Source organism: Synergistaceae bacterium (genome assembly GCA_017540085.1).
GTDB lineage: Bacteria > Synergistota > Synergistia > Synergistales > Aminobacteriaceae > JAFUXM01.
This window is the reverse complement of record JAFYBQ010000037.1, coordinates 1-25,111: the sequence shown is the minus strand read 5'-3', so window position 1 is coordinate 25,111 and position 25,111 is coordinate 1. Positions and strand designations below refer to the sequence as shown.

The following is a 25,111-nucleotide window of genomic DNA, read 5'->3' as shown; positions in this document are numbered from 1 at the left end:
AGGTGATTACGTGCGGGCGGCCTCAAAATACGAATGTGAAGACGCTCCCTGCTAGGATATAGCCCCGTAAAGCAACAGAGGATATTTTATGCCCGTCCTGCGTTCTTGTCAATATTGCACGGAGAATGTAAAATCCGCATAAAAGGAGGCAGCATTATGGCTTCGTACATCAAAAGAATAAAGATAGAGGGTTTCAGGCGGCTTCGTTCCGTTGATGTAGAAATGTCGCCTTTCATGGTTTTTGTAGGCGCGAATGGTTCGGGGAAGACTTCATTTCTGGACGCTATTTCTTTGCTGTCAGCTTCAGCTTCCGGGAGGCTGTCTGAAAAATTATCCGAAGCAGGCGGAATATCAAGCCTTCTGACACGCGGAAAAAGCGACAGAATCTCTATTGACGTGGATATTGAGCTTCCTGAAGACACAGCCGGGCCGGGCAATTCCCCACTGCATTATCATTTAAGTATTGTTCCGCGCAGGACAGGCTATGTGATCGCGGAAGAGCAGCTTTTGCAACACAGGGACGAAAACCGCTATGGCAGGCCGTTCATGTATATTGACGCTAAGGAAGGCAATATAAGATATTTCAACTCAGACACAAAGCACCTTGAGTATCCTGACTGGGATTATGACCCTGACGAAACAGCCCTGTCCCAAGTGTCAAAAGTGTTCCGCCAGCCTGAGCTTTTCAGGCAAATTTTAGCCTCAGCGACACAGTATCATTATCTTGACGTAGGCAGGAATGCCCCTGTGAAAATGCCCCAGCTCCTGAAGCCCGCAAGCCTTCCCGGCATAAACGGTGAGTATCTCATCCCGCTTCTTTTGACCATGAGGGAAGACAGGAAAGAGCGTTTTTCCGCAGTTACTGACGCTTTGAGAGCCGCTTTTCCGGGTTTTGAGGAGCTTAATTTTCCTCCTGTGGCAGCAGGTATGCTCGCTATGACGTGGAAGGACAGAAATTTTCCCGATGTCCTTTACGCAAATGAGCTTTCCGAGGGCATTTTGCGATTCCTTTGGCTTTCATCTCTGCTCAAGAGTCCGGGACTTTCAACAGTAACAATGATTGACGAGCCTGAAGTCAGCCTTCACCCTGAACTACTAGACCTTCTGTCCCAGCTCATGAGGGAGGCTTCATCTGAGACGCAGATTATCGCCGCGACTCATTCGGACAGGTTCGTGCGCTTTCTTGAGCCTGAAGAAGTCTGCGTTATAGATCTCAATGAAGACGGAGAAACAGTGATAACCCGCGCTGACACAATGAATCTCGGCGAATGGCTGAAGGATTATTCGCTTGACGAGCTTTGGCGCATGGGCGAAATAGGAGGCCGGGCATGAACATTACAATCATAGTAGAAGGAAGAACGGAAACAGCCTTTAAGGAAAAACTCATAGATTTTCTCGAAAAGCGTGTGAAAACAATGCCCAAGATAAAATTTCATCCTTACAACGGGCGCATTCCCAAAGAAGGAAACCTGAAGCGTGTCGTTGAGAATATTTTAGCGAGGGGCGCGGATCATGTTATCGCACTGACTGACGTTTACACAGGGACTGATGATTTCAGGGACGCGAAGGACGCGAAAAAGAAAATGAGCCTTTGGGTCGGGCAGAACAGCAGGTTTCACCCACACGCGGCGCAACATGATTTTGAGGCGTGGCTTCTCCCTTACTGGGACGTTATACAGCAGAAAGCCGGACACAACATGCATTCCCCACAAGGACTCCCGGAAACAATAAATCACGGAAAGCCGCCGTCATATTACATCAAGGAAATTTTCAGGGCAGGGAAAAACGGAAAACGCTACATTAAACAGCGGGACGGAATGAGCATTTTTGAGAAAGCAGACCTCATGAAAGCCATAAACGCATGTCCCGAACTAAAATCTTTCATCAACACTATCTTAGTACTCTGCAATACCCCGGCCATACCATGACGCAGAAAAATCCCCCCGCCATTTTTCCGGCAAGGGGGACAAATTTTCCGTTAGCTGTACTGACGCTCGACAGCTCCGTGAACTTCCTGCAATTTAGGTATATATTCCTGCCTGAAGCGGCCGAAGCAGACATCCATCTGCTCATAGAATGCGACGCTCTCAAGCCCTACGAACCTCTGCGCGATTGCCTCCGCCGTGGGCATGTAGCGTATTTCGCCGTCAAACATCTTCACGACAGTAACACCGCTCACTCCCTGCTCAAGCAATATCACCGCCGCCGCGCCTATCTGTTTCCCGAAATTGACATCATAGGCTGACGTTGAGCCGCTGCGGACAATATGACTCGGAATAACCTCGCGGATTTCGGGAATCTCGAACACTCCCGGCACGTACATTTCTGATGTCTTCATGAACTGCTTGATCTCCGGGTCCTGCCTCATCATGTCCTCAAGTGTCTCTTTCACGAAACGCCCCGCGCCCGCAAGTTTGGGATGTCCGAATGAGTCCGTCTTTGCGCCGCCGCCGTCTGAGAAGAGATTTCCGTCCTGACCTCTTACGCCCTCAGCGACAACAATCGTGTATGTTCCCGCGTGAACGTCAGAATTGAGAATGCGCCGTATATAGTAGTGCTTCAGGTGAGCGTATACCGCGTTGAAGTCAACCGGCACTTCAGGAATCAATATGCAGTCAGCATCCGCCGCAATTCCGCCCCTGAACGCCGTATGACCCGCATAGCGTCCGAAAACTTCAATCACCATTATACGGTTGTGGGTCGTTCCTGTTGTCTTGAGGTCGTCGACAATGTTGGCGATTTTGTTGATGGCTGAGTCTCCGCCGACAGAATATGTCTGAAGGTCAAGATCCATTGTCTTTGGAGCATGTACGCAGGGTATCCCGTGCTCGGCAAGGTCAACAACAACGCTCCCCGTGTCATCTCCGCCGGAAATCACGAGGCCGTCAATGTTGTGCTTACGGAGTCCCATCATGATTCTGTCGTACTTGTCCGGGTCGTTAATCTTTGAGATTTTGACTCTGCTGTGTCCCGCGTCGCTTCCGGCAAACTGTGATGTGATGTGATCTGTTCTCTCCTCGTCAAGCTCCACAAGGTGATCGAAATTCACGAGGTTATAGAGTCCCGCGTAGCCGTTGGGAATTGTGTACGTTCTCATTCCGCGCATAAGGGCAGTGCGAGCCGCACCCCTGATTACGGCGTTGAGTCCCCCGCAGTCGCCGCCGGATGTAATTATTCCGATGTTCTTTATCTTTTTGTCGCCCAAGATAGAAAACTCCTTTGTACAAAATTTTTGTGAATGGAAATAATTATACAGTGTTTCATTATTTTGTGGCCTAAGCAATCTGACCCGGAATATTCTATAATAGCCGTCATAAATACACACATTGAAGGAGGCAATCTCTTATCATGGTGAAATATCTACAGAAGATAGGCCGCTCGTTAATGCTCCCTGTAGCATGTCTCCCTGCAGCAGGCATTCTTTACGGTATAGGCTACTGGATTGACCCGGCCGGCTGGGGAAGCAACAGCATTATTGCGGCATTCTGCATAAAGGCAGCCAGCGCGATAATCGATCAGATTCCGTTATTGTTCGCGATTGGTACGGCTATAGGTATGTCCGATGAACAGGACGGGACTCCGGCTCTTGCGGGTCTTGTGTCGTGGCTGATGATAACGACTCTGCTTTCGTCCGGGGCTGTAGCGATGTACACGGGAGTCGAGGCTTCTCAGGTTCCGGCGGCTTTCGGGAGGATTCAGAATGCCTTTATCGGAATACTGTCGGGCTTAATCGGGGCAACATGCTTCAACAGATTCAAGGACGCAACCCCGCCTGAGTGGCTCGCATTTTTCAGCGGCAAAAGGTGCGTGGCGGTTGTTACGGCGTTCGTGTCGGCGATTGTTGCGGCAATACTCTATTATGTCTGGCCTGTCGTTTACGGTGCGCTTGAGAGTTTCGGAGTCTCAATCTCAAAATTAGGCCCTGTAGGAGCTGGCATATACGGAATGCTGAACAGGGCATTAATCCCGCTGGGACTTCATCACGCGCTCAATGCTGTATTCTGGTTCGACACAATCGGCATAAATGACCTCGGAAATTTCTGGTCAGGGAAAGGGACTCTCGGTGTTACAGGAATGTACATGACCGGATTTTTCCCGGTTATGATGTTCGGGCTAGTGGCAGGTGCTTACGCTATGTACCGTGAGGCGAGGCCGGAGCGCAAGAACGTGGCCAAAAGTTTATTGCTTGCGGGGTCATTCGCGGCGTTCTTCACGGGGATAACGGAGCCGCTTGAGTTCTCGTTCATGTTCCTTGCGCCTGGGCTGTATCTGATTCACGCGATACTCACGGGAATCTGCATGACTGTCTGCGCGTATATGCCGGTTCGGTGCGGGTTCAACTTCAGTGCGGGAATGGTTGACTGGATATTGAGCTTCCGCGCTCCAATGGCCGTGAATCCGTGGATGATTATTCCGATTGGGATAGTTGTCGCGGTGATATATTATGTCGTGTTCACGTGGGCGATTCGTGCGTTCAACCTGAAAACGCCGGGGCGTGAGGATGATGACGATGACGCGATGATTCCCCCCGCGCAGGATGAGCCTGTGAAGGGCGCAAAGAAAGACTATACGCACATGGCCGCGGTGATTCTTGAGGGACTCGGAGGAGCTGAGAATCTGAAGAGCTATGACTACTGCGCGACAAGGATACGTGTTGAAGTGAATGACGGCTCGCAGATTGACGAGAAGAAAATCAAATCGGCGGGCATACCGGGCGTAACGAGGCTGACGACAACGAATGTACAGGTCGTAATCGGGACGCGTGTGCAGTTTGCATATGACGCAATGAAGAAACTTGTTGAGGCCAGCAAGTAACCTTCAGCAGAAATTTCCGCTCTCTGAATTTTGACGGAGGGCGGATTTTTTTGTACGCAAGAATCACAGAGGGCATATCATCATCGGGGCAGCAACAATCAGGGCAGGCAGAATTTTTCACGGGGTACATCAGCGAGAAGCACGCAGGGCATATTATCATCGGAACAGTAACATTCAGAGCGGGCAGAATTTTTCACACGGTACATCAGCGAGAAGCACGCAGGGCATATCATCATAGGGACAGTAACAATCAGGGCAGGCAGAAATTTTCACGCAGGGTACATCAGCTAGAAGCACGCAAGACATATCATCATAGGGGCAGTAACATTCAGAGCGGGCAGAATTTTTCACACGGTACATCAGCGAGAATTACGCAGGCGGTATCATTATCGGGACAACAATTAGGGCAGGCAGAAATTTTCACGGGGTACATCAGCAATAATCACGGAGGGCATATTATCATCGAGACAGTAACAATCAGGGCAGGCAGAATTTTTCACGGGATACATTAGCAAGAAGCACGGAGGCGGTATCATCGGGACAACAATCAGGGCAGGCAGAAATTTTCACGCAGGGTACCTCAGCAATAATCACGCAGGGCATATTATCATAGGGACAGTAACATTTAGAGCAGGCAGAATTTTTCACAGGGTACATCAGCCATAATCACGCAGGGCATATCATCATCGGTACAGTAACATTCAGTGCAGGCAGAAATTTTCACGGGGTACATCAGCAAGAATCACGGAGGACATATTCACATGGACAATATAATCATCAGCAACGGAATAATATTCAGGCCGGACAATCAATTTCACATCGGCACAGTAGCAATTTCAGACGGGCAAATCACCGACAGCATTCCCGATGACGCAATGAGGATTAACGCCGAGGGACTCTACGTCATTCCCGGCCTAACGGACATACATTTTCACGGGTGCATGGGTCATGACTTCTGCGAGGGGACGCGGGAGTCTTTCACGGCAATAACAGAGCATGAAGCCGCTAACGGAATCACGACAATATGCCCGGCGACAATGACATTACCCGAAAACGATTTAGCCCGCATAATGAGAGCCGCAAAATCTTTCAGCCGGGAAAATCCATCGCTCATAGGGATAAATCTTGAAGGGCCGTTCATCTCTCACGCCAAAAAGGGAGCGCAGAATCCCGCGTACATAGTCCCGCCGGATATAGAAATGTTACGCAGGCTTCAGACAGAATCGGGAGGGCTGATACGAGTCGCGACTGTAGCCCCCGAAACTGACGGCGCAATCTCATTCATCACTGAGGCGAAATCCATCGCGAGAGTCTCAATCGCCCACACTGCTTGCGATTATGACACGGCAAAACGCGCATTCAGGGCAGGAGCGTCCCATGTTACCCACCTGTACAACGCCATGAACGGAATCAGCCACAGGAATCCCGGGCCAATCCCCGCGGCATTAGAGTCGGGCGCAATGATTGAGATTATTGCTGACGGGGTACACATTCACCCGGCTGTCGTCCGCATGACGCTGAAACTTTTCGGCACTGACAGGGTAATATTCATTTCAGACTCTCTCGAATGCGCGGGAATGCCTGACGGTGAATATACATTAGGCGGGCAGAAGGTCATAAAGCGCGGGAGAACGGCGACTCTTTCTGACGGCGTTACGATTGCCGGGAGCGTCTCGAATCTCATGGAGTGCATGAGGCTTGCTGTTACGGAGATGGAAGTCCCGCTTGAAGACGCTGTGAAGTGCGCCTGCGTCAACCCCGTGAAAGCTGTCGGGCTTGATGATTCTTTCGGGCGAATTGAGACAGGAAGAGCCGCGAATCTCGTCATGCTTGACCGTGATTTGAACGTTGCCGGAGTGATACGCCGGGGAAAACTCGCTTGAGACTGACTCATTTCCTCTCCGCCGCGTAAAGCTCCTGATATGCCTTCAGCGGCCAGTGCCACACGTTATAGGCGCACTGACTCACAATCTGCGCCGCTATGAGTCCCCAGACTCCGGCTTTGAATATGCCCATTGCCGCGAATGAGAGAATCACCCCGGCAACTGATGAGATAACGTAGCTCTTGAGGTATAAAATTCTGTTTGTGCATGAAAAATATGAGGCGTGGCAGTCCCTGAAGCCCAGCATTATATTGTATGCGCTTATTCCCAGGAAGACAGGAACAGACACGACAGCCGAGGGTTTCACGAGACGGAGCAGAGGACGACCCGCGAAAACAAATCCCGCTGTCCCAAGAACGAACAGACACAGAAATGTAATGACAATAGATTTCATTGTCCGACGGAGAGTCTCAAAGTCTGAAATAACATAGGCGTTCTGAAGCTCAGGCTGCTTTGCGCTGTACATTGTCTTTGAGATTTGAGTTATGGCCGCGGCGACCTGTACCCCGATTGAGTAGACCCCGGTCTCAGACAAAGGAAGATACGCCGAGCATATAATCACGGAAGCCTGTGAGCAGAGATAATCGCATATGGAAATAACACCCTCCCTCCATGCGTTATGCCAGACAATGAAGAACAGTTCACGGAGCTTTACGAATGATGTTTTTGCTTCCACCGCTGAAAGTTTTTCGCCTATGCCCTGATATTTGTAGAAGTGATATTTTCCCAAGAACCTGAAAACGATTCCGTAAGCAAGATATGCCGCACTTGCCCCGATAATCCCAGTCCCGAAAAACAAAAGCACAGGTGCCAAGATTATATGCGCCGCCCTAGCTATGAGGGTGTTTTTCTGAGACCGCGCAACCGCCCCGACCCCGCGCAGGAATGAGGCGTAATACCCGTAATATATATTCAGGAATATCGCCGCGGCGTAAATCAGCCATGAGATTACCGGGACATTTCCGGGTATGTGCTTTGTTATGCTCCTGATGTAGAGAGTCCCTGCCGTAAGCAGGAATACTAATGCGGCTGAGGCTATAATGGCGTAAACAGTTCTCGTTGTCGTCAGTACATCCTTCATCAGGGCGAAATTAGGCTCTCCCCCGTCAGTGAAAGAAACATCTTCCTCCCTAAGCTCCTTTGCGCCGCTCCAGCAGTATGTGATATTCCTAGCGAATGTTACGGCGAACCCGAAATCAAACAGCAGGCTTACCGTTCCTATGCTCGTGAAGACGTACCAGAGTCCGAGCATGTCAGCGTCAAGAAAGTACATCAAAAACGGAAGTATGATGAAGTTTGCGCCCATTGAAATTATTGTCCCCGCGTAGCTCCAAAAAGCATCGGCGCGGGTTATGTGTATTTGCATGTGAATAAAGCCTCCTGCGGTTTATGCCAGTTTGAATCTGCCTACGACAAGAATCTTGTAGAGAATGGCCGTCAATGCTAAGAATACAACGCTCTGCGCTGTAAAAAGCGCGCATACACGATCATCCGTTCCCGCCCACATAAGCCCCGTCATGAACTGGCAGTAATATATCCGGGTCAAATGATGCTCCCGGCTTTGGTTTTCTGAGTATATTAATTTTCTGTAGAATACGAGAGAGTACAGTGTTGACACTATGCAGGCCATCACACAAACTCCGACAGCTCCGAAATCCTCATGCCACCTGCCGAAAATCGTTACCATGTTCCCGTATAATTCAAACTTGCCTATAAACTTGTCGTTTTCAAATTTAGGCATTAATCCCAAATGTTGGGGAATCAGGTAGACGTATGAGAAGGTCGACTGCCCGAAATATTTTGATGATGCCCCATTGTCTACATGAAGGTTGAACGAGTAAAGCCCCCCGGATAGGTATTCAACAAACTGCAGTGAGCTGCTCTTAGTTGTAGTTTTATTACGTCCGACAAGAACTCCCATAGCAGTGAAGAACGAAGCCGTGAGAATCAGTACTGGTATTAACTTTAACACAAACTTAAATATTTTCTCCTTTCCTCCCGGCCTCATGTTGATTGTGATATACATCATGGCCATGCAAAGCCACACTTCCATGAACGACTGCCGGGCGCATGTGTAAAATACGCTGAAAATTGCGTAAAGCATCACGCACGCCAGAAGCACTAGTAATTTTCTTGCCGGGATATTGCAGACTGTCATATTATAGAGCATGACATAGCCGAAAAGATTGGAGATCACAAGATTCACCTTGTACAGCTGCGCGATGATGAAAAGGTATTTTATGTTTTCAGGATGATAAAACAGAAGCGACCTAAATTCTTTCATCTTTGCGTGTAGTGTTATGCCGCCGGTGTTCATGTAGAGTACAGCAAACGCTAAAACACAGGACACCGCGAGAAATATCATCGCAGACACCTGTATCTGCCAGTGTATGAAAAGCGGCTCAGGCTTTGCGGGCATATCCTGCGGGACAAGGGGAGCATTCCGAAAACACCTTACGGCCTGCCCCGCGTAAACCATGAACTCGGCCGCGAGAAAAAAGAAACCGCCCCACGCAAAAATTGTGAACGTCTGCATGTTTATCGCGAAAAGCATCTGCATATTGTTTGCGGCATAATACGCAACACACAGCATTATTGACATTGACACAAAGAAAACAACGCTCGGAGACATGAAATTATACCCGAAAAGCCAGAATGACACTCCCAAGTACACCAGGTAAATCCACATGAGTATGTATAGATTCGTCATAGCTCCATAATCCTGCGGAAAACTGTATCAGTGCCGATTTCCTCAAGGCACCTGTGATATTTGCATTCGGCCGCCCGCTGTGTGGAGAAGCACGGGGAGCAGGGAAGATTCAAGCTCACTATGTCCCCTCCGGCAGGAGTCCATATCTTATAGTCTGACCCTCCGAATACCGTCAGCGTTTTCACGCCAAGCCCGGAAGCGCAGTGCATCATTCCGCCCTCAGCACCGACAGCAAGAGAGCAGAGACTCAGAACCGCAAGACTCTGTTTCAGCGTCGTTTGTCCTATGAGGTTATGTATATGTTCATTTTCGGGGAAAGTTATATTTTTCTCGGCAAGCTCATTCATTTCCTTTTTGCCTCCGAGAATAACGACATCAATATTTTTCTCCGCCAGCATTCCGGCAAGCTCCCGCCATTTCTCATAGGGCCATGACTTTACATCGTACATGATTGTTTTTCCGCCTAGCGTCCAAGGATAAGAATTAGTGCCGACAGAAAGCCCGACAATTTTCTGGGACTCCCGCAGTCTTTCACAGCCCGGAAAACTGAAATCAAGTTTTGACTCATCAATCGTCTTTATTGTCATGGGAGCTGTGATTCCTGCGGCGTTAAGGGTGAGCCTGTCGCGTTCGAGAAAGTGAGTCCTTTCGGGGACATCAACAAAAATGTCGGCATAATCCTTCAGGTAGCCCGCGATTTTCTTCACGCCCCCCCATCTCATTATGCGGTACATCCATAATGATGGCCTCTTTCCCCTGTTGTTTATTCCGCTGTCCCGGTCAAATCCGAGGTCATAATGATTCATTCTGAGCTGAAACAGCAATTTCGCGCAGTGTAACGGGTGCCTCACGTTGTACCAGTATAAATTTCTCACATAGGGCTGGCACTGCAAAACCTGAATGTTCACGTCCTGCGATACTTGGTTTCGGGCTGTCCAATTCTGCGGGGGCCTGTTCATGATGAAGTCTATATTAGCGTCCGGGTACTGCGACTTAATCGCCGAGGCCATCGGCAATTTCTGCGCCATGTCGCCGATCCCCGGCCCTGTGCAGATTAATACGTTCATTAGGATTCACCGCCTGTTATGATTTTCGCCGCTTCAAGAAGGCTTGAGACTGTTTTGACTCTTTCGCTGTCAGATTTTCCGCCGATAAGAAATCCCCTGCACGGAGTCTTTTCACATATGGCGCAGTCCCTCATCTTGTCCCCTATGGCATAGCTTCTGGCCATGTCAATATCGTAATCCCTTATTGCCTGCTCAAAAAGTCCTGTCTCAGGCTTCCGGCATGTGCAGATTTTGCGGTACTCCTGGATTTTTGCGTCAGGCAGGTGCGGACAGTAATATACCCTCGCGATATTCACGCCCGCTTCTTTGAGTCTGCCTAACATCCATTCGGTGAGAGTCCTGAAGTCGTCCTCAGTGTAATACCCTCGCGCTATTCCCGACTGGTTAGTGATGATGATGAGAAGATAGCCGGAGTCCTGCAACAGTTTCAGAGCCTCAACAGCCCCGGGAAGGAACTCGAAATCCTCCGCCCTGTACAGATAATTCTTGTCGGCGTTGATTGTCCCGTCCCGGTCAAGAAATACCGCCCTATTTCCCATCGGCTAAAATGTTTTCGGCAATCTCGCAGAGTATGTGAATGATACAGATGTGGCACTCCTGAACACGCGCCGTAACATTATGGCGGACTATGAGCGGGTAATCTGCCTCATGAGCGATTTTTCCGCCGTCTTTGCCGAGAAGGGCTACAGTTTTCGCGCCTTTTGACTTTGCCGCCCTCACCGCCCGGAGAACGTTCTCAGAATTTCCGCTCGTGCTTATGCCTATGAGGATGTCCCCGGCTTGGGCGTGTGCTTCCGCCTGGCGTGCGAACATGTCATCATACGAGTAATCATTGGCGATTGCTGTCATTGTCGCAACGTCAGCATTCAGGACGACAGCAGGCCACGGGGTGCGCTCCTTCTGGAATCTGCCGACAATTTCCCCGGCAAAGTGGAGAGCGTCCGAGGCTGAACCGCCGTTCCCGCAGAGGATTAATTTTCCGCCGTTCCTGATACATGTAACAATCTCATCTGCGGTGCGGGAAATATTTTCGAGAAGGGCAGAGTCATTCAGGAGGGACTGCTTCAGCTTTATGCTGTCGTTGATTCTTTCGCATATTAATTCGTGCATGTTACATTGCCTCAATCTTTCTGATAATGTTAGTTGTTGATTTTCCCTCTACAAACGGAATAAGGAACAATTCCCCTCCGCGTGATTTCACAAAGTCCGCGCCCACAACTTTGTCCGGGGTATAGTCGCCGCCCTTCACGAGTACATCGGGCTGTATGACCTGAATCAGGTTCAGCGGGGTATCTTCCTCGAATATCACAACATAGTCGACGAATCCGAGGGCGCACAAAATTTCGGCTCTGTCATTCTGTGAGTTTATCGGGCGGGATTCACCTTTGAGGCGTTTTACGGAAGAGTCGCTGTTGAGTCCGACAACGAGAACCTCACCGAGCTTTGCGGCCTCGCGGAGATATTTCACGTGTCCGGCGTGGAGAATGTCAAAGCACCCGTTTGTGAATACGACTCTCTGCTCCTCGTGTGTTTTCCTGAAGGTCTGAAGGGCTTTCCCCGTCAATAATTTCTCGTCTACATGGATGGCTTTGCGGCTCATTGCGCTTCTTACTTCACGCCAGTAGACTAATGACGTTCCGACTTTTGAGACCTGAATCCCCGCGGCAGTGTTGGCGATGTCAACGCATGTATGCATGTCGAAACCGTTGGCCATGCACGCGGCGAGATATGCTATTGTCGTGTCGCCCGCGCCTGTAACGTCAAAAACTTCCTGAGCTGTTGACTTTATGAAGTACGACTCATTTTCGCCCGCAAGAACCATCCCGCGAGGCCCGCAGGTAGCAAGGACGTACTTATGATTCCCCTTTACGCGGAGAAATTCGGCGGCCTGTATGATTTCGTCGTCGGTCTGCGCGTTAATCCCCGTGAGAGTCCGCAGCTCGTTCAAATTCGGTTTGAGAAGGAACGCCCCGCTGTATTTCTCTATTTTGGGATCTTTCACGTCAACAAATGCGGGGATATTTGCCTCATTCGCGAGTTTTATTACCCCCTGCGTGAAATCGTAAGTCAGGAGTCCTTTCATGTAGTCCGACAAAAGAACGATGCTGAAATTTTCCGCCGACATTTTTTCTTTGAGACGGGCGAGCATTTCAGCGCAGAGATTTTCGCTTATGGGCTGGGAGTCTTCAACGTCCATCCGTATAACCTGCTGATTATTTCCCGCAAGGAAGCGCGTTTTGACGGTCGTTTTCCTGTCCTCAAGCCTGAATATCAGCTCCGTATCAATTCCCATCCTGGCGAATCTTTCGGCAAGCTCACTGCCCGCGTCATCATTCCCGACAACGGACATCATGTAGACTTTCTGCTCTGCCGCGTCGAGGTTGGCCGCAACGTTGGCCGCTCCTCCGAGAACACTGCGCTCTTTTTCCTTCCTGAACACAGGCACGGGGGCTTCAGGGGATATTCTTTTGATGTCCCCGGTGTAATATGTGTCAAGCATAATATCCCCGGCAACTAGAATTTTTCCGGGCTTTATGTCATTCAATGAAGCTGGCAAAATTTATCCTTCTTTCATGATTTTGATTATCGCGTTTTTTACGTCATCAGCCGTAACAGCGTCAATACACAGCGCGCATTTCCCCTCATTTAGCCGCTTCAAGCACTCACTGTTGAGGCATCCGGAAAAATATCCCTTGTCCCGGCAATATTCGCAGGGCATGTGATGATACACGCAAAGGGGCAGGCGGTCTCCGTCTTCAAGAACATCAACCTTGTACGGGAATATGACGAACTCATACGCGCCTATTATACAGACAGTTTTCACCCTGTGTACGGCGGCAAGGTGTGCTGTTGCGCTGTCATTTGCCACAACTAAATCTGAATGCTGTACGATTGATGACCATTCCGCGAAACTCGTAGCCCCTACATGATTTATTACTCTCTCAGGATGTTTCACTAGGGACTGTACTTTTTCTGCGATTTCGGCCTCATTCTGTCCTCCGCAAAGGTGAACATTCATGTTGTACGTATCATTCAGAAAGTCTGCAATTTCCGCGAAACGCTCGGCGGGCCACCATCTTTCGGGCTTTGATGCTCCGGCGCAGATGACGCAGTAATGATCCTCCGCGATGATTTTCGGCTCATGCTTCAGACGCGGGAGTCTGGCAAGAAAATCCCTGTTCCCAAGATAATGGATTAACTGACGGTGCCGCTGTAATGTCATCTCGTTTTTGTCGGGCCTGATTTTTTCGGTGTATGATAGTTTTGACAGGAGGAACATTAGCAGGGAGCTTTTTATGTCTGTGGGACGAACTGAGGCAATTTTACGGGGCGAATCATTGGCGCATGAAAATATTTCGGCTGAAGGAGTCGACGCTGGCACTATCAGAATTTCCGCCGACCCTCTGTATTTCCCGGAGATTTCCCGGTAATACCCGTAATCCTCAATGAATCGCTTGAAGTCGATAGCCTCAAAATTCAGGCCGTCAGCACCGGGCATTACGTCTTTCAGGAATTTGATTATAGACGGACGCGCAACGAACACGACATCATAGCCCGCGAAAATTTTCGGGTACTCCCTCAGCGAATCACTAATCAGCACCGCATCTCCTAAAGCCTGCTGAAATATCACCAGCACTTTGCCGAGAGCTGTTTTCCTTTTCCGCCTAAGAGCCGCCCTCAATAATGCGTCAGAGGCTATAAGGGCTTTATTGATTAGAGTCTTTATGCTCATTTTTCCTCATCAGGAATGAATATACTTCCTCATAACGCTCCGGCATTCTCTCAATGGCGAATTTGTCAGCGCGTATTCTTGCGTTCTCAGACATTGTTTTGTGCATTTCCGGGTTGCTGAGTATCGTTCTGATTGCCTCGGCTAGGGCGTGAGGGTCTTGCGGGGGGACAATGATTCCCGTTTTGCCGTCTTCATTGTAGTACGATGACCCCGCCCAAATCTCTGTCGTAACAATCGGAAGCCCTGCCGCAAGTGCCTCTATTCCGACAATCCCGAAAGACTCCGGCCATGTTGACGGGAACGCGAAAATGTCAGCCACATGGAAGAATGCCCGGTAAAATTCTCCCGTCTGCATTCCCGCAAGTATCACCCTGTCGCGGAGTCCGAGTCTGTCAATCTGTTCCTCTGTCTCAGGACGCTTCTTGCCGTCTCCGACCATCACAAGCGAATATTCCGGCAGAAATGTCATCGCGTCAAGCAGAGTCGGAATCCCCTTGAAGTATGCGAACCTTCCGCAGAATAATATTCTCGGCCTTTTGAGGGTTGACACGACTTTTTCGGCCTCGGCGATTTTTTCGGCTGATACATTCTGAAAACTTTTCACATCAACGCCAAGAGGAATAGTCCGGCACTTTTCGAGATAGTTCTCGATGATTTTTGACGACACTATATAGTACGGCGATGTAGGGCATATCACATCAACCTTCTTCATGAACAAGTTTAGCAGGCGCGTGTACAGGAACACAAACGCTTTCGGCCTCACGGGGTCAAGATGATACGTGCAGAGCGTCCGGGCTTTTCCGCGTTTCAGAAGGCAGAAAGGAAGCTCGCCCATTGGATTCGGCACATGGAAGTGAATGATGTCCGCGTCCTTTGAGAGTCTCATATATTCTCGGAAATAACGCCATGAAATTGACGCGCTCCCGACTCTGAACAGAGGCTTTACCCTAATGACATTTACGCCGTTTACGACCTCTTTCTCGTTCTTATCGTCAAAACAGAGCATTGTTACTTCATGACCCCGCGCCGCGCTTCCCTCGGCAATCTGCCTTGCTGAAGTCTCAACCCCTCCGACATGAGGATAATATGCGTGTGCTATGTGAAGAATTTTCACGCTGATATGCCCCCTTCATTTAGTGCATTTTCCTTCTTACTGTGAAGCAGTGAATACAGGAAGCCCAGAGCCGCCGCAATAATCACGCCCACAAAGCTCCCGGCCATGTCCATAAGCCAGTCAGCAAAATCGAACTCACGCCCGGGAAGAAACATCTTCACGGCCTCGTCAGCAAGACCGAACGCCCCCGAAATCATCACAGCCGGAATCACTGCCCTGACTCCCCGAACGCCGAACCGCCTAAGCACGTAATACACCGCCGCACCTAATGGTAGGTACAGGAAGAAATGAATCACTGACCGCAGTATGAGCTTGTCGGAAATCCACGCAGGAACATTCCCGCCCAGAAAGTGAGACGCAAGCATCTGAAATTTCGCCGTAAGAAGATCGCTTCCCTCCGGGGGCTGGAACGTCAGAAGCGCAATGACCGCCATAAACAGCAGGACAGGCGCAACGACCATAACACGCCGAAAAAATCCGGGGCTGTCTCCGTCATGGCCGGGGATAACTTCATGGCTTTGTGGAATTTCGGAGTCCGTGAAAATTTCGGGGTTCTTCTCTGAATATTCCCTAACGGCCTTTTTGAGTCCTTTGCGGAAATCTGCGAATACCACCCAGAAGCACCCAAGAAGGAAGCCGATAAATGTCCCAAGAATTACTATCCTTGCGCGGCTGGGCTTGTACTTCATATCCGGCGGGGAGGCATACTCTACAATCTGGAGCTGAAAGAACGTCTGAGACTCATCAATCCGGGCTTCCTCAAGTTTTCTCATGATGGAGTCATAATTTCTTGAGGCCGTGTTGACCCTCGTCTCATAGCGGTGATATTCCACGCCTAATTGAGGGTTTGAGTCACGCTGGACTGCTTCGAGCCGCTCAAGCTCTTTCGTCATCGTCTCAAGCTGTGAGATTGCCGCCCGGAGTTTAGGGTTTGTTGACGGGGCATAGGTTCTCATCGCTGAGATTTCCGCCTGCTTTGCCGCGATGTTCTGCCGAAGGTCTGTGATTGAGCGCAATGTTGCTTCCATTTGTGCGCGGGGGATAGTTACTCCGCCGAGTTTTTCCTGATACTCGATAAGTTCATTCTGCACTTTGTCGAGATAAAGCCGGGCATTAAATAGCTGTTTCTCAAAAAATATTCTCTTCTGCTCCGCGTCATGCCGTGCCAGCGAAACTATTTTGTCCTGCAAAATCTCAACAAAAGCATTGGCTATATCTGCGGCTCTCTTGGGATTCTCGTCAAGAAATCCGACAGTGATTATTCCGCTCTTGGCATCTTCCTCAAGCTCAAGAAGTTTTTTCACGATGTACTCGCGCATTTTTCCTCGTGATTTCTGTTTGTACACTTCCATCAGGGAAAAGCGATCTGTTATTGCGTCAAGCACTGAATTTTGCTTCATGAGTCCCATAATCATCTGGCTGCTTGTAACGGACTCAGCCACTACAGACTGGTTTGAGAGTCCTCCGACCCTGTCGCTTTGATCTTGGAGGCTAACGAATACTCCGAGTTTGTTCATGTACTGGTTCGGGGGAATAAAATTGCAGTCAGCCTTATAGATAAGCGGGAGGTAAAATGCATAGGCCAGCGAAATCACAGCGGCGATGATTGTCAATGATAATATAAATTTCCGCCCGTGCCAAAGAATCAGCAGCTTTCTTAGCAAAGAATTTTCTTCTTCCATAATGATATACAACACCACACTGAAACGGGAAATTTTTTCCGTAATGATACCACAAGCGCAATTGAAAAAATATTTTCACGGATTTTTCCCGTTCACCAGCTCGGACATTATCAAAAAACCGCCGTAAAACCCCTAGATTTAGCTATGGGGATATAAGGCGCAACGTAATTTTTGCTTGATATTCTTTTACTGGTAATATTTACTTCTAGTAAAAGGAGGTGAGATAAAGAATATGTATCTTACAGTCAAGCAACAGTTAAAGCATTTGTCTAAAGATGATTACCGAGTTTTGCGTGAATTGTGCAGGACTTCCAAAAACCTGATGAATGAGGCTATTTACGTCAACCGACAGTATTTCTTCAGAGAAGGCAAGTATCTCGGCTATGAGAAAACTTACGCGATATTGAAGGCTTCCGGGAATTACCGAATATTGAACTCGAATATGGCACAGCAGAGCGGTGAAAATTCCGCATTAATTGCCTAAAGACGGGTATGCACCGTTAATCATTCAGCAGTTCACGATACGCAATCAGATATTCACACTGCCATATTCAAAGCAATACGGAGCTATTCATTCAAAACTTACGGTAAAAGTACCACCGATACTTGAAGGCAAGAAAGTTAAGTACATACGAATAATCCCGATAAATAACGCTAGGTTCTTTGAGATACAGTATACATACGAGGCTGTAACAGCTCAAAGGGAATTGGACAAACAAAAAGCACTTGCGATAGATTTCGGGCTAAACAACTTGATGACATGCGCGACAAGTGAGGGGCAGTCGTTCATAATAGACGGGCGGAGACTGAAAGCGATAAATCAATGGTACAACAAAGTGAATGCCAGACTAGCAAGCATAAAGGACAAGCAGAACTACGGCAAAAAGCCTACATTCAGACAGAGACAGCTTGCAAGAAAAAGAAAATTGCGCGTGAATGACTATATCTCTAAATCATGCAGGAAAGTCATAAATTACTGCCTTCTGAACGGTATCGGGATATTAGTTTGCGGATATAACGTAACATTCCAGAGAGACACGCATATGGGAAATGTGAACAATCAGAATTTCGTGAATATCCCATACGGAGAAATCCGGCAAAAGTTAGAGTATCTTTGCGAATTGTATGGGATTGAATATCATGAACAGGAAGAGAGTTACACGTCAAAGGCATCATTCTGGGACAAGGACGAAATGCCCATATACAACGCCGATAACCCGCAGAAATATGAATTTTCCGGCAGTCGCATTCACAGAGGATTGTACCGAACAAGCACAGGTTTTGAGTTAAATGCCGATGTAAATGGAGCATTGAACATACTCAGGAAAAGTAATGTTGTGCCCTTAATAGGGCTATACAGTAGGGGCGGACTGGCCACGCCCTTAAGAATAAGGATGCCTGTATATGCAGGTGGAAACTTAAAATCAAACTTCTTGAGAACCCCCTGCCTTTAGGCATGGGGAGGCTCAGGCACGTATACTTAACTTAATTTTCTGTGAGGATGAAATTTCCGGCCAAGTCATTTGAGGTGTGATAGCGTTTTTCGTTATTCTCACTTGCCATATAAGCACGTGTATAATTTATTGAGCCTACAGAAAGGATTTACATTTGTTGCTGTATTTCACATTTCAGAAAAATTTTACATGACATGAAAACAGGGTGCAGGGTTTGCATTCTTCATGTCATTTGCTTGTGAATACTACGGCGTAATCTCTCAATAATTTCCCTCACCCTTTCACTATAACTATAACAACGGGGGAAATATATATTGCTCAAAATCTCACAGCTCACAAAAACATTCGGCACCCTTCAGATTCTCAGAGGTGTAAATCTCACGCTTGAGTCCGGCAAAGTCATGGCCGTAATAGGGCCTTCAGGAACGGGGAAATCAACCCTTCTCCGCTGCATAAATTTTCTCGAACGCCCCGACTCCGGCACAATCGAAATTGACGGCGTGAAAATTGACGCTTCAGCCGCAAAATCATCCGACATATACAGATTACGGCGCAAAACATCAATGGTATTTCAGAATTACAACCTGTTCCGAAACATGACAGCCATCGAAAACGTTATGGAGCCTATGATTACAGTACAGAAAATTGACAGGAAGAAAGCAGAGTCACGCGCAAGAGACCTTCTCGCAAAAGTCGGACTCGCTGACAAAGAAAATTTTTACCCCCGCAAAATGTCAGGAGGCCAGCAGCAGAGAGTCGGAATTGCACGGGCTGTAGCTTCTGACGCTGACGTTATACTTTTTGACGAGCCGACAAGCTCACTTGACCCCGAATTAACCGGTGAAGTACTCGAAGTAATACGCCGTCTCGCAAAAACTAACATCACAATGCTAATCGTTACGCATGAGATGAAATTCGCACGTGAGATTGCCGACACGATGATATTTCTTGAGGGCGGAGTCGTTGCAGGGCAGGGAAGTCCCTCGGAGATATTCGAGCATTCCGGCAATGAGCGTATACGGCGATTCGTCAGCATGGCTATGGAGGGGTAATATGTTATTCGACATCAATAATTTCGCGGGGCTTTTTCCGCTAGTACTGTCATCACTCGGACTCACTTCTGAAATTGCAATACTGTCATTAATCGGGACGCTGATATTATCACTCTTCATAGCAATAATACGCTACTACAAAATCCCGGTGCTGACATAATTTTTTGACGTGTTCATTACGGTGTTCAGGGCGACTCCTCTTGTTGTTGAATTGTTCATGATATTCTTTGCGCTTCCCTGCATTTTTCCGGCATTGAAGGACATGACTCCGTTTCAGGCTGTCGTACTGAGTCTGATCTTCAACACTTCTGCATTCATGGCCGAAAGTTTCCGGGCTGCGCTTGAGTCTGTTGACAGGGGACAAATTGAGGCGTGTTACTCAATCGGAATGACCAAGCGTCAGGCGATGATGAGGGTGATACTTCCTCAGGCTTTCGTTGTCGCTGTCCCGTCAATCGGGAATCACTTTATCGGAATCATAAAGGGTACGGCATTGGGCTTCACTGTCGGGCTTGCTGATGTCATGGGTACTGCGAAAATGGAGGCGGCATTGAGCCTGAGATTCTTTGAGGCATATTTGTGCGTTACGGTTGTATATCTCGTTATAGTTTTAGCGGTTGAATTTGTGTTGCGGCTTATCGAGCGGAGGCTTGCGAAATTGTATTAGTCCCTCGCTCTTTGGCATAAATTTTCACAGGAAGGTGTTACATCATGAAACGTTTATTGTTTGCTTTGCTTGTCGTTGCAGTTTCGGGGATTGCGTTTGCTGACGCTCCGAAAGAAATCACGGTTGCTTCGGGAAATTCGTCCGTCCCAAACACATACATCACGGGCGGAAAACATCTCGGAACTGAGCCGGATATTTGGGCGGTAATCGCTGAGAAAACCGGCCTCAAGGTGAATTTTGTTACGGGCGAGTTCAACACGCTATTCGGGTATTTGGACTCCGGGCGCGCTGATACTGTCGGCAACACGATAACGGTGAATCAGAAACGAATCGACAAGTACCAGTTCTCGGAGCCTTACGCGTATATACCTGAGAAGTTAGTCGTACATGAAGACCGCACAGACCTCAAACGCCTGAAAGACATTGACGGCCTCAAATGCGGCTATTCCTCCGGGTCAAACGGCGGGAATCTCTTCAAGCAGATTGCAGAGAAAGAGGGAATCAAAGTCGAGTTAGTTGTGTATGATTCGAGCGATTTGCTTAACGAGTCATTCAGGCAGGGAAAAGTTGATGTTATGATTTTCGCGGGCAGTGAGGCGGCATTCAAGATAAAGAACGGCTACCTTAAAGCGCGAACGGTTGAGGAAAATATCACTGTCGGAGAAAAGGCGTTCCCCTTCCGCAAAGGAGACCCGAAATCAGAGGAGCTTTGCAGAATCGTAACGAAAGCGATACAGGAAATGAAAGCTGACGGCTCATTGAAGGCGATATATGAAAAATGGTTCAGCGAGGATTACAGCAATCCCCCTGAAGGCTACGTATCGCCCTGGAAATTCTAGGGGAGGCCATGAGATGAGGAAAGTAATTTCTGCTCTCTTTGTTTCAATGTTGCTGATTACTCCGTGCTTTGCTGAAGGAGTTTCGCTGACAGTAACCGATTCCGTTGCAGTATTCCGCAGTTACATCGGCAATGCTGACAGTGTTATGCTTGATCTGAGACCTGAAGCCGCCTACATGGGATGGAGACTTGACGGAGCTGTGCGGGGAGGACATGTAGCGGGTGCTGTGGATTTTCCTGTTTCATGGCTGAAGCTCGCGGATGACGAGAAACTTGATGACATTCTCACGCAGAAGGGAGTTTCAGAGGGGAAAACTGTCATTCTTTACGGTGCTGACAAAATAGACAGCAGACTTCTTGACGGACTCGCAAGGAAAAACGTAAAGCGCGCTGTTCTTTTCACCCTTCCGGCCTCAAAATGGACATCAGACGAAACTATACCGATGTACAGCTACCCAAATTATCGGCTTCTTGTATATCCTGAGTGGCTGAAGGCATTAATGGACGGGAAAACGCCTGAAAACTATGACGGCAGACCTTTCAAAGTGTTTGAAGCAAGCTGGGGTGAAGAAAAAACTTCATATGCTAACGGACATATACCCGGCTCAATTCACATAAACACAGACGAATTTGAAGAGGGGCCAATCTGGAATCAGCTTTCAGACGAGAGACTGAAGTCAGCAATGGAAGCCAACGGAATCACAAAGGACACCCTTGTCATCGTATACAGCACAACCGCTAACATGGCCGCCGCGAGAATAGCATGGATTTTGATGTACTGCGGAGTTGAGGATGTGAGGCTTCTTGACGGAGGGTTCAGCGCGTGGGAAATGGCAGGGCTTCCCGTAACAAAAGAGTCAACACCAAAAAGCCCCGTGAAAGATTTTGGAGCTTCAGTGCCCGGCAACAAAAATCTCGTTATCGGCACAGAAGAAGCAAAAGCAATCCTCGCGGACTCTAACGGGCGGCTTGTGAGTATTCGTTCATGGCCTGAACAGATCGGTGAAACTTCCGGCTATGCGTGGCTTGAGCGCAAAGGGCGTATTTCCGGCGATGTCTGGGGGCATTGCGGGCCTGACGCGCAGACCCTGCCGGACTTTGAGAATATCGATGGAACAATGCGGAACGGGATCGAAATCACACAGCTGTGGAATGAATGGGGCATTCACCCGGAAAACAAGATAGCGACATTCTGCGGAACGGGCTGGAGAGCCGCTGAAGTTAATTTTGAGTTTGTCGTGCTGGGCTGGCCTGATATATCTTTGTATGACGGCGGCTGGTGCGAATGGTCAAATGATCCCTCGAATCCTGTTATGTTCGGAGATCAGAAACCGCAGTACAAGTAGGAAATACTATGAGGCGTTTTTCTGAAATTGTTTCTGTTCTCTTAGTGTTCGCTGCTTTGCCTGCGTGCTGTGTTGCGGAATATTTCGCTGGGATGAAAATGGGTATGCACCGCTATTTAGTCCTCAAAAATGCCTGGCTTCTGAATAATGTATTTACCTCGGAGGCTATGCCGTATATATCGTTCGGAGCTGTAATTATTCTGCTGGTAGCGTTGATTTTCTTCTGCCGTCCCGCAAAGAGCCTGCGTTTTGCTTACGGAATATTTCTTGTGTTTGCAAGCTCCTATATTCTGAGAGCAGAAACTTTTTCCGCCCTCAGAGCCGCGCCGTGGTTCGGGTTGGCTATACTACTGGCTGATGCTTTCTGGGTATTAAGTATTATAGCTGACAGCCGCAGGATACACTGAATGAAAAACCTGAAAGGCCGCAATATCATCCGTAAAACTCCCTTTCAGGTTAATTTATGATTGTTCCTCCATTCACGCGGGGAGACTCCGTAATAACTACTTTTGAGCCTCAACGCTCCGGCTATTTCCTCAACAGTAACATAACGCTGATAATTGCTCTCAATGTATGAGACTGCCTCGCGCATGTAGAAATCTCGCAGGCGTTTTCCGCTGAACGTGTGGGAATGTCCACGAACATATAAAGTTGTCCGAGAAGCTCAAACTGTGAAGCGTTATTATTGTCGACAATGAATAACATCTCATCGCGCAAATTCTCTCTCAAGTCCGGGAAATGAGTCCTGTATACGGGTTCTTCATGAGTGAATCCGGCGGACTCTAAAGCCTGTTTCACCCTGAGTCCGTCAATCCTTCGCCCGAATTGATTCTGAATGTCCTAGTGCGGTCGCGAACGTCATCGGAATAAAGAGTCCCCCGCCCGTTTATGACGTAATATGATTCTTTCTTGCCGAGCCGAAAGAATGTCCGGGTTCGCTCGCTTCGAGGCCGTATTGCTAGAGTCCCAAGTCAACAACGCCGTGAAGGAAGCCGCGAGAATCTTGTAGCTTGAGAAAGTTTTAGACCGCAGACAGTCTCAGCTGTCAGGGGTCAGCGTCAGAGAGTCGCAATGGGACGCGCAATCGTCAGTAATCCGCAAGTCTTCCTGATGGATGAGAGCCGAAATCGCAAAGCTGCACGACAGACTCGGCGCGACAATAATTTACGTTACGCACGACCAGACGGAAGCAACGACGCTCGGTATCCGTATCGTTGTCATGAAAGACGGAAGCGTGCAGAAGGCTGCATCGCTTACAGTGCTGTACAACAAGCCGGATAATATTTTCGTGGCGGGGTTCATAGGTTCGCCGCAAATGAAATTCATTAACGCTAAGGCCGAATTACTCTGCAAACTCACAGCACCGTTTGACACAAAAATAACCGTGTTCGAGCTTCTCGGCTATTCACCTCACAACTATTCACCTAATGAGCCGATTACGATTCTCAAGACGAGATTCATACGCGAGAATTACCCGGACATTATCGGGATCGGAGGAGAGGTAAAGTACTCAAACTTTCAGGACGCGGAACTGCTTGCGGACATCTCAGACTACAACAAGGATATATTTGACGCTCACGGATGGAAAATCCCGGAGTCATGGCCGGAGTTCATGAAATTAGGCAGCTTGTTGCGGTAGAGGACGAGAGTATACTCAACAACCCCTACAATCCGTATGTTAGCTTTGAGAACCTGAGGAGAAGAGCTTTTGATGAAGACGAGCGGAAGTGAAAATACTCGGTGAGATTAAAAGCAGCGTCCGAATTGAAAGCAGCTTTTCCCGCGACACAGCTCGCACCGTTCTCAATTTTGCCGTCCTTCCACCAGCTATGCCGTGAGGCGTAGAAGTCCCCCGAAAAGTTGTAAAGAATGTCGGCGATGATGAACTGTGCTTTCGGGAGACCGTAAGAGCGGAAGTTCTGAAAGTGGTCGTGTATAAGCTGACACTTCATGCGGAAACCTTATTTTTATTCAGCTTCTTCATATTGAGGAATCTGTCGCGAATAAAGCCGAGAATGGGAATGCCGAGTCTGTCAGCATTCTCGATGATGGAAATGCCTTCATTGCCGATGTAGAGTAGGTAAGTGCCGCCTTGCTGTATTTCTACAGTAGGTTTGCACAAACCTCTCTCAGAACCGTACTTACACTTCTCAATGTATACGGCTCGCCATTTACTCTAATTACGCCTTTTTTTTACTGCTTTGTTGATGTATCTTTTGGTGGCATTCTTTGCACACAACAAGTGTTTTGCGTCTTCTGGCAATCATGACTTTTTCCCATAGCGTACGCCCTGAAAGGTTTTTCACTTTGTTCACGTGGTGGATTTCGTATTGCGTATCTCCGCCACTCCTGCCACAAAGCTCGCATGTATTTGCCTTTAGCCTTGCATCAAGCGTATTAACGTTCGTGTTGTGATATTTTGTGCGTACTTGGTCTACGTCAATGCTCACTTCACCGTCATATGCACTTGAGCGGTGGCAATCTTTAAGCCTTACATGCATTTTTATCTTTTTGCCTTTCTTGCTTTCGTATGGTATACCCCATGTGCTTCCCTGTCGGTACTTGGCATATATTTTAGCAACACTAGATTTATGTTTTGCTGCTAAAGTCTTCAGACAGCTATATTCCATGAGGTAGACAAAATATGACAGCTTGCAGTAATTGCTTGCCAGCGCATAGTAATTGCAAATGCCCCGCACTTGAGCATTGTAGGTGTCAAGAATTTCTAGGTCAGTCAGATGTGTCATTCT

The 25,111-nt window shown here is 48.3% G+C and carries 28 protein-coding genes; 14 read left to right on the top strand and 14 right to left on the bottom strand.

Annotated features, from left to right (window positions below; translation table 11 throughout):
* The first annotated feature begins 156 nt into the window (after positions 1–156).
* On the top strand, positions 157–1,332 hold the full coding sequence (locus IKQ95_08820; protein MBR4196796.1) for an AAA family ATPase: 1,176 nt from the start codon (positions 157–159) through the stop codon (positions 1,330–1,332).
* Positions 1,329–1,928, top strand: coding sequence for a DUF4276 family protein (locus IKQ95_08815; GenBank protein ID MBR4196795.1), 600 nt, complete (start codon positions 1,329–1,331; stop codon positions 1,926–1,928). The genes IKQ95_08820 and IKQ95_08815 overlap by 4 nt, the downstream gene beginning before the upstream one ends.
* Before the next feature lie 50 nt (positions 1,929–1,978).
* Here IKQ95_08815 and IKQ95_08810 read toward each other — a convergent pair whose 3' ends face one another.
* Positions 1,979–3,205 (bottom strand): 6-phosphofructokinase, encoded by a 1,227-nt coding sequence (locus IKQ95_08810; GenBank protein MBR4196794.1) that lies wholly within the window; start codon positions 3,203–3,205, stop codon positions 1,979–1,981.
* A gap of 143 nt (positions 3,206–3,348) precedes the next feature.
* Here IKQ95_08810 and IKQ95_08805 point away from each other — a divergent pair, with 143 nt between their 5' ends.
* From IKQ95_08805 to nagA, 3 genes are all read left to right on the top strand, one after another.
* The gene (locus IKQ95_08805) at positions 3,349–4,815 is read left to right on the top strand and encodes a PTS transporter subunit EIIC (protein MBR4196793.1); all 1,467 of its coding nucleotides are present in this window, start codon (positions 3,349–3,351) and stop codon (positions 4,813–4,815) included.
* Positions 4,816–4,865: 50 nt separating this feature from the next.
* Complete coding sequence (locus IKQ95_08800; GenBank protein MBR4196792.1) at positions 4,866–5,327, top strand: hypothetical protein; 462 nt, start codon at positions 4,866–4,868, stop codon at positions 5,325–5,327.
* 249 nt (positions 5,328–5,576) lie between these two features.
* Entirely contained in the window at positions 5,577–6,698 is a 1,122-nt protein-coding gene (nagA, locus tag IKQ95_08795) for an N-acetylglucosamine-6-phosphate deacetylase (protein MBR4196791.1), read from the top strand.
* A 7-nt stretch (positions 6,699–6,705) separates the two neighbouring features.
* Here nagA and IKQ95_08790 read toward each other — a convergent pair whose 3' ends face one another.
* The 9 genes from IKQ95_08790 to IKQ95_08750 are packed head-to-tail and all read right to left on the bottom strand — an operon-like array spanning position 6,706 to position 16,986.
* Positions 6,706–8,064, bottom strand: a complete 1,359-nt coding sequence (locus IKQ95_08790; protein ID MBR4196790.1) for a hypothetical protein — start codon at positions 8,062–8,064, stop codon at positions 6,706–6,708.
* Positions 8,065–8,085: 21 nt separating this feature from the next.
* Positions 8,086–9,408: an oligosaccharide repeat unit polymerase gene (locus IKQ95_08785; GenBank protein ID MBR4196789.1), complete on the bottom strand. Its 1,323-nt coding sequence runs from the start codon at positions 9,406–9,408 to the stop codon at positions 8,086–8,088.
* Entirely contained in the window at positions 9,405–10,475 is a 1,071-nt protein-coding gene (locus tag IKQ95_08780) for a glycosyltransferase family 9 protein (GenBank protein ID MBR4196788.1), read from the bottom strand. Before IKQ95_08780 ends, IKQ95_08785 begins: the two co-directional genes overlap by 4 nt.
* A complete protein-coding gene (gene gmhB / locus IKQ95_08775) occupies positions 10,475–11,014 on the bottom strand; it encodes a D-glycero-beta-D-manno-heptose 1,7-bisphosphate 7-phosphatase (protein ID MBR4196787.1) in 540 nt (179 codons plus the stop codon). The genes IKQ95_08780 and gmhB overlap by 1 nt, the downstream gene beginning before the upstream one ends.
* Positions 11,004–11,585 carry an SIS domain-containing protein gene (locus IKQ95_08770; GenBank protein MBR4196786.1) on the bottom strand — a complete coding sequence of 194 codons (582 nt, stop codon included), beginning with the start codon at positions 11,583–11,585 and terminating at the stop codon, positions 11,004–11,006. Before IKQ95_08770 ends, gmhB begins: the two co-directional genes overlap by 11 nt.
* Before the next feature lies 1 nt (position 11,586).
* On the bottom strand, positions 11,587–13,032 hold the full coding sequence (gene rfaE2 / locus IKQ95_08765) for a D-glycero-beta-D-manno-heptose 1-phosphate adenylyltransferase (GenBank protein ID MBR4196785.1): 1,446 nt from the start codon (positions 13,030–13,032) through the stop codon (positions 11,587–11,589).
* Positions 13,033–13,035: 3 nt separating this feature from the next.
* Positions 13,036–14,208, bottom strand: a complete 1,173-nt coding sequence (locus tag IKQ95_08760) for a glycosyltransferase family 9 protein (protein MBR4196784.1) — start codon at positions 14,206–14,208, stop codon at positions 13,036–13,038.
* Positions 14,183–15,322 (bottom strand): glycosyltransferase, encoded by a 1,140-nt coding sequence (locus IKQ95_08755; protein MBR4196783.1) that lies wholly within the window; start codon positions 15,320–15,322, stop codon positions 14,183–14,185. Before IKQ95_08755 ends, IKQ95_08760 begins: the two co-directional genes overlap by 26 nt.
* Positions 15,319–16,986, bottom strand: a complete 1,668-nt coding sequence (locus IKQ95_08750; GenBank protein MBR4196782.1) for a VanZ family protein — start codon at positions 16,984–16,986, stop codon at positions 15,319–15,321. Before IKQ95_08750 ends, IKQ95_08755 begins: the two co-directional genes overlap by 4 nt.
* 250 nt (positions 16,987–17,236) lie before the next feature.
* Here IKQ95_08750 and IKQ95_08745 point away from each other — a divergent pair, with 250 nt between their 5' ends.
* The 8 genes from IKQ95_08745 (at position 17,237) to IKQ95_08710 (ending at position 22,768) form a co-directional block, all read left to right on the top strand.
* Positions 17,237–17,488, top strand: a complete 252-nt coding sequence (locus tag IKQ95_08745; protein ID MBR4196781.1) for a hypothetical protein — start codon at positions 17,237–17,239, stop codon at positions 17,486–17,488.
* The gene (locus IKQ95_08740) at positions 17,481–18,458 is read left to right on the top strand and encodes a transposase (protein ID MBR4196780.1); all 978 of its coding nucleotides are present in this window, start codon (positions 17,481–17,483) and stop codon (positions 18,456–18,458) included. The genes IKQ95_08745 and IKQ95_08740 overlap by 8 nt, the downstream gene beginning before the upstream one ends.
* A gap of 314 nt (positions 18,459–18,772) precedes the next feature.
* Complete coding sequence (locus IKQ95_08735; GenBank protein MBR4196779.1) at positions 18,773–19,510, top strand: amino acid ABC transporter ATP-binding protein; 738 nt, start codon at positions 18,773–18,775, stop codon at positions 19,508–19,510.
* Positions 19,467–19,670, top strand: a complete 204-nt coding sequence (locus tag IKQ95_08730) for a hypothetical protein (protein ID MBR4196778.1) — start codon at positions 19,467–19,469, stop codon at positions 19,668–19,670. The genes IKQ95_08735 and IKQ95_08730 overlap by 44 nt, the downstream gene beginning before the upstream one ends.
* Before the next feature lie 9 nt (positions 19,671–19,679).
* Positions 19,680–20,177, top strand: a complete 498-nt coding sequence (locus IKQ95_08725) for an amino acid ABC transporter permease (protein ID MBR4196777.1) — start codon at positions 19,680–19,682, stop codon at positions 20,175–20,177.
* Between the two features lie 44 nt (positions 20,178–20,221).
* On the top strand, positions 20,222–21,016 hold the full coding sequence (locus IKQ95_08720) for a transporter substrate-binding domain-containing protein (GenBank protein ID MBR4196776.1): 795 nt from the start codon (positions 20,222–20,224) through the stop codon (positions 21,014–21,016).
* 13 nt (positions 21,017–21,029) lie between these two features.
* Positions 21,030–22,361, top strand: a complete 1,332-nt coding sequence (locus IKQ95_08715; protein ID MBR4196775.1) for a hypothetical protein — start codon at positions 21,030–21,032, stop codon at positions 22,359–22,361.
* A gap of 8 nt (positions 22,362–22,369) precedes the next feature.
* Complete coding sequence (locus tag IKQ95_08710) at positions 22,370–22,768, top strand: hypothetical protein (protein MBR4196774.1); 399 nt, start codon at positions 22,370–22,372, stop codon at positions 22,766–22,768.
* Positions 22,769–22,889: 121 nt separating this feature from the next.
* Here the strand turns inward: IKQ95_08710 and IKQ95_08705 are convergent, their stop codons facing one another.
* Positions 22,890–23,159, bottom strand: a complete 270-nt coding sequence (locus IKQ95_08705; protein MBR4196773.1) for a hypothetical protein — start codon at positions 23,157–23,159, stop codon at positions 22,890–22,892.
* Between the two features lie 316 nt (positions 23,160–23,475).
* On the opposite strand from IKQ95_08705, the gene IKQ95_08700 reads away from it, so the two are divergent.
* Entirely contained in the window at positions 23,476–24,000 is a 525-nt protein-coding gene (locus IKQ95_08700) for a hypothetical protein (protein MBR4196772.1), read from the top strand.
* A gap of 25 nt (positions 24,001–24,025) precedes the next feature.
* Here IKQ95_08700 and IKQ95_08695 read toward each other — a convergent pair whose 3' ends face one another.
* The 3 genes from IKQ95_08695 to IKQ95_08685 form a co-directional block, all read right to left on the bottom strand.
* On the bottom strand, positions 24,026–24,313 hold the full coding sequence (locus IKQ95_08695; GenBank protein ID MBR4196771.1) for a hypothetical protein: 288 nt from the start codon (positions 24,311–24,313) through the stop codon (positions 24,026–24,028).
* Positions 24,310–24,483: a phage holin family protein gene (locus IKQ95_08690; protein ID MBR4196770.1), complete on the bottom strand. Its 174-nt coding sequence runs from the start codon at positions 24,481–24,483 to the stop codon at positions 24,310–24,312. The genes IKQ95_08695 and IKQ95_08690 overlap by 4 nt, the downstream gene beginning before the upstream one ends.
* A 58-nt stretch (positions 24,484–24,541) precedes the next feature.
* The coding region (locus IKQ95_08685) for a group II intron reverse transcriptase/maturase (GenBank protein ID MBR4196769.1) at positions 24,542–25,111 on the bottom strand (570 nt) is incomplete at its 5' end.

Bases quoted from the DNA above. Each gene is read 5' to 3' on its own strand.
- IKQ95_08700 (MBR4196772.1), top strand. From the start codon at position 23,476: ATGAGAGCCGAAATCGCAAAGCTGCACGACAGACTCGGCGCGACAATA.
- IKQ95_08710 (MBR4196774.1), top strand. From the start codon at position 22,370: ATGAGGCGTTTTTCTGAAATTGTTTCTGTTCTCTTAGTGTTCGCTGCT.
- IKQ95_08695 (MBR4196771.1), bottom strand. From the start codon at position 24,313: ATGAAGTGTCAGCTTATACACGACCACTTTCAGAACTTCCGCTCTTAC.
- IKQ95_08815 (MBR4196795.1), top strand. From the start codon at position 1,329: ATGAACATTACAATCATAGTAGAAGGAAGAACGGAAACAGCCTTTAAG.
- IKQ95_08805 (MBR4196793.1), top strand. From the start codon at position 3,349: ATGGTGAAATATCTACAGAAGATAGGCCGCTCGTTAATGCTCCCTGTA.
- IKQ95_08785 (MBR4196789.1), bottom strand. From the start codon at position 9,408: ATGACGAATCTATACATACTCATGTGGATTTACCTGGTGTACTTGGGA.
- IKQ95_08780 (MBR4196788.1), bottom strand. From the start codon at position 10,475: ATGAACGTATTAATCTGCACAGGGCCGGGGATCGGCGACATGGCGCAG.
- gmhB (MBR4196787.1), bottom strand. From the start codon at position 11,014: ATGGGAAATAGGGCGGTATTTCTTGACCGGGACGGGACAATCAACGCC.
- IKQ95_08715 (MBR4196775.1), top strand. From the start codon at position 21,030: ATGAGGAAAGTAATTTCTGCTCTCTTTGTTTCAATGTTGCTGATTACT.
- IKQ95_08770 (MBR4196786.1), bottom strand. From the start codon at position 11,585: ATGCACGAATTAATATGCGAAAGAATCAACGACAGCATAAAGCTGAAG.
- IKQ95_08745 (MBR4196781.1), top strand. From the start codon at position 17,237: ATGTATCTTACAGTCAAGCAACAGTTAAAGCATTTGTCTAAAGATGAT.
- IKQ95_08730 (MBR4196778.1), top strand. From the start codon at position 19,467: ATGAGCGTATACGGCGATTCGTCAGCATGGCTATGGAGGGGTAATATG.
- nagA (MBR4196791.1), top strand. From the start codon at position 5,577: ATGGACAATATAATCATCAGCAACGGAATAATATTCAGGCCGGACAAT.
- IKQ95_08760 (MBR4196784.1), bottom strand. From the start codon at position 14,208: ATGAGCATAAAGACTCTAATCAATAAAGCCCTTATAGCCTCTGACGCA.
- IKQ95_08820 (MBR4196796.1), top strand. From the start codon at position 157: ATGGCTTCGTACATCAAAAGAATAAAGATAGAGGGTTTCAGGCGGCTT.
- IKQ95_08720 (MBR4196776.1), top strand. From the start codon at position 20,222: ATGAAACGTTTATTGTTTGCTTTGCTTGTCGTTGCAGTTTCGGGGATT.
- IKQ95_08790 (MBR4196790.1), bottom strand. From the start codon at position 8,064: ATGCAAATACACATAACCCGCGCCGATGCTTTTTGGAGCTACGCGGGG.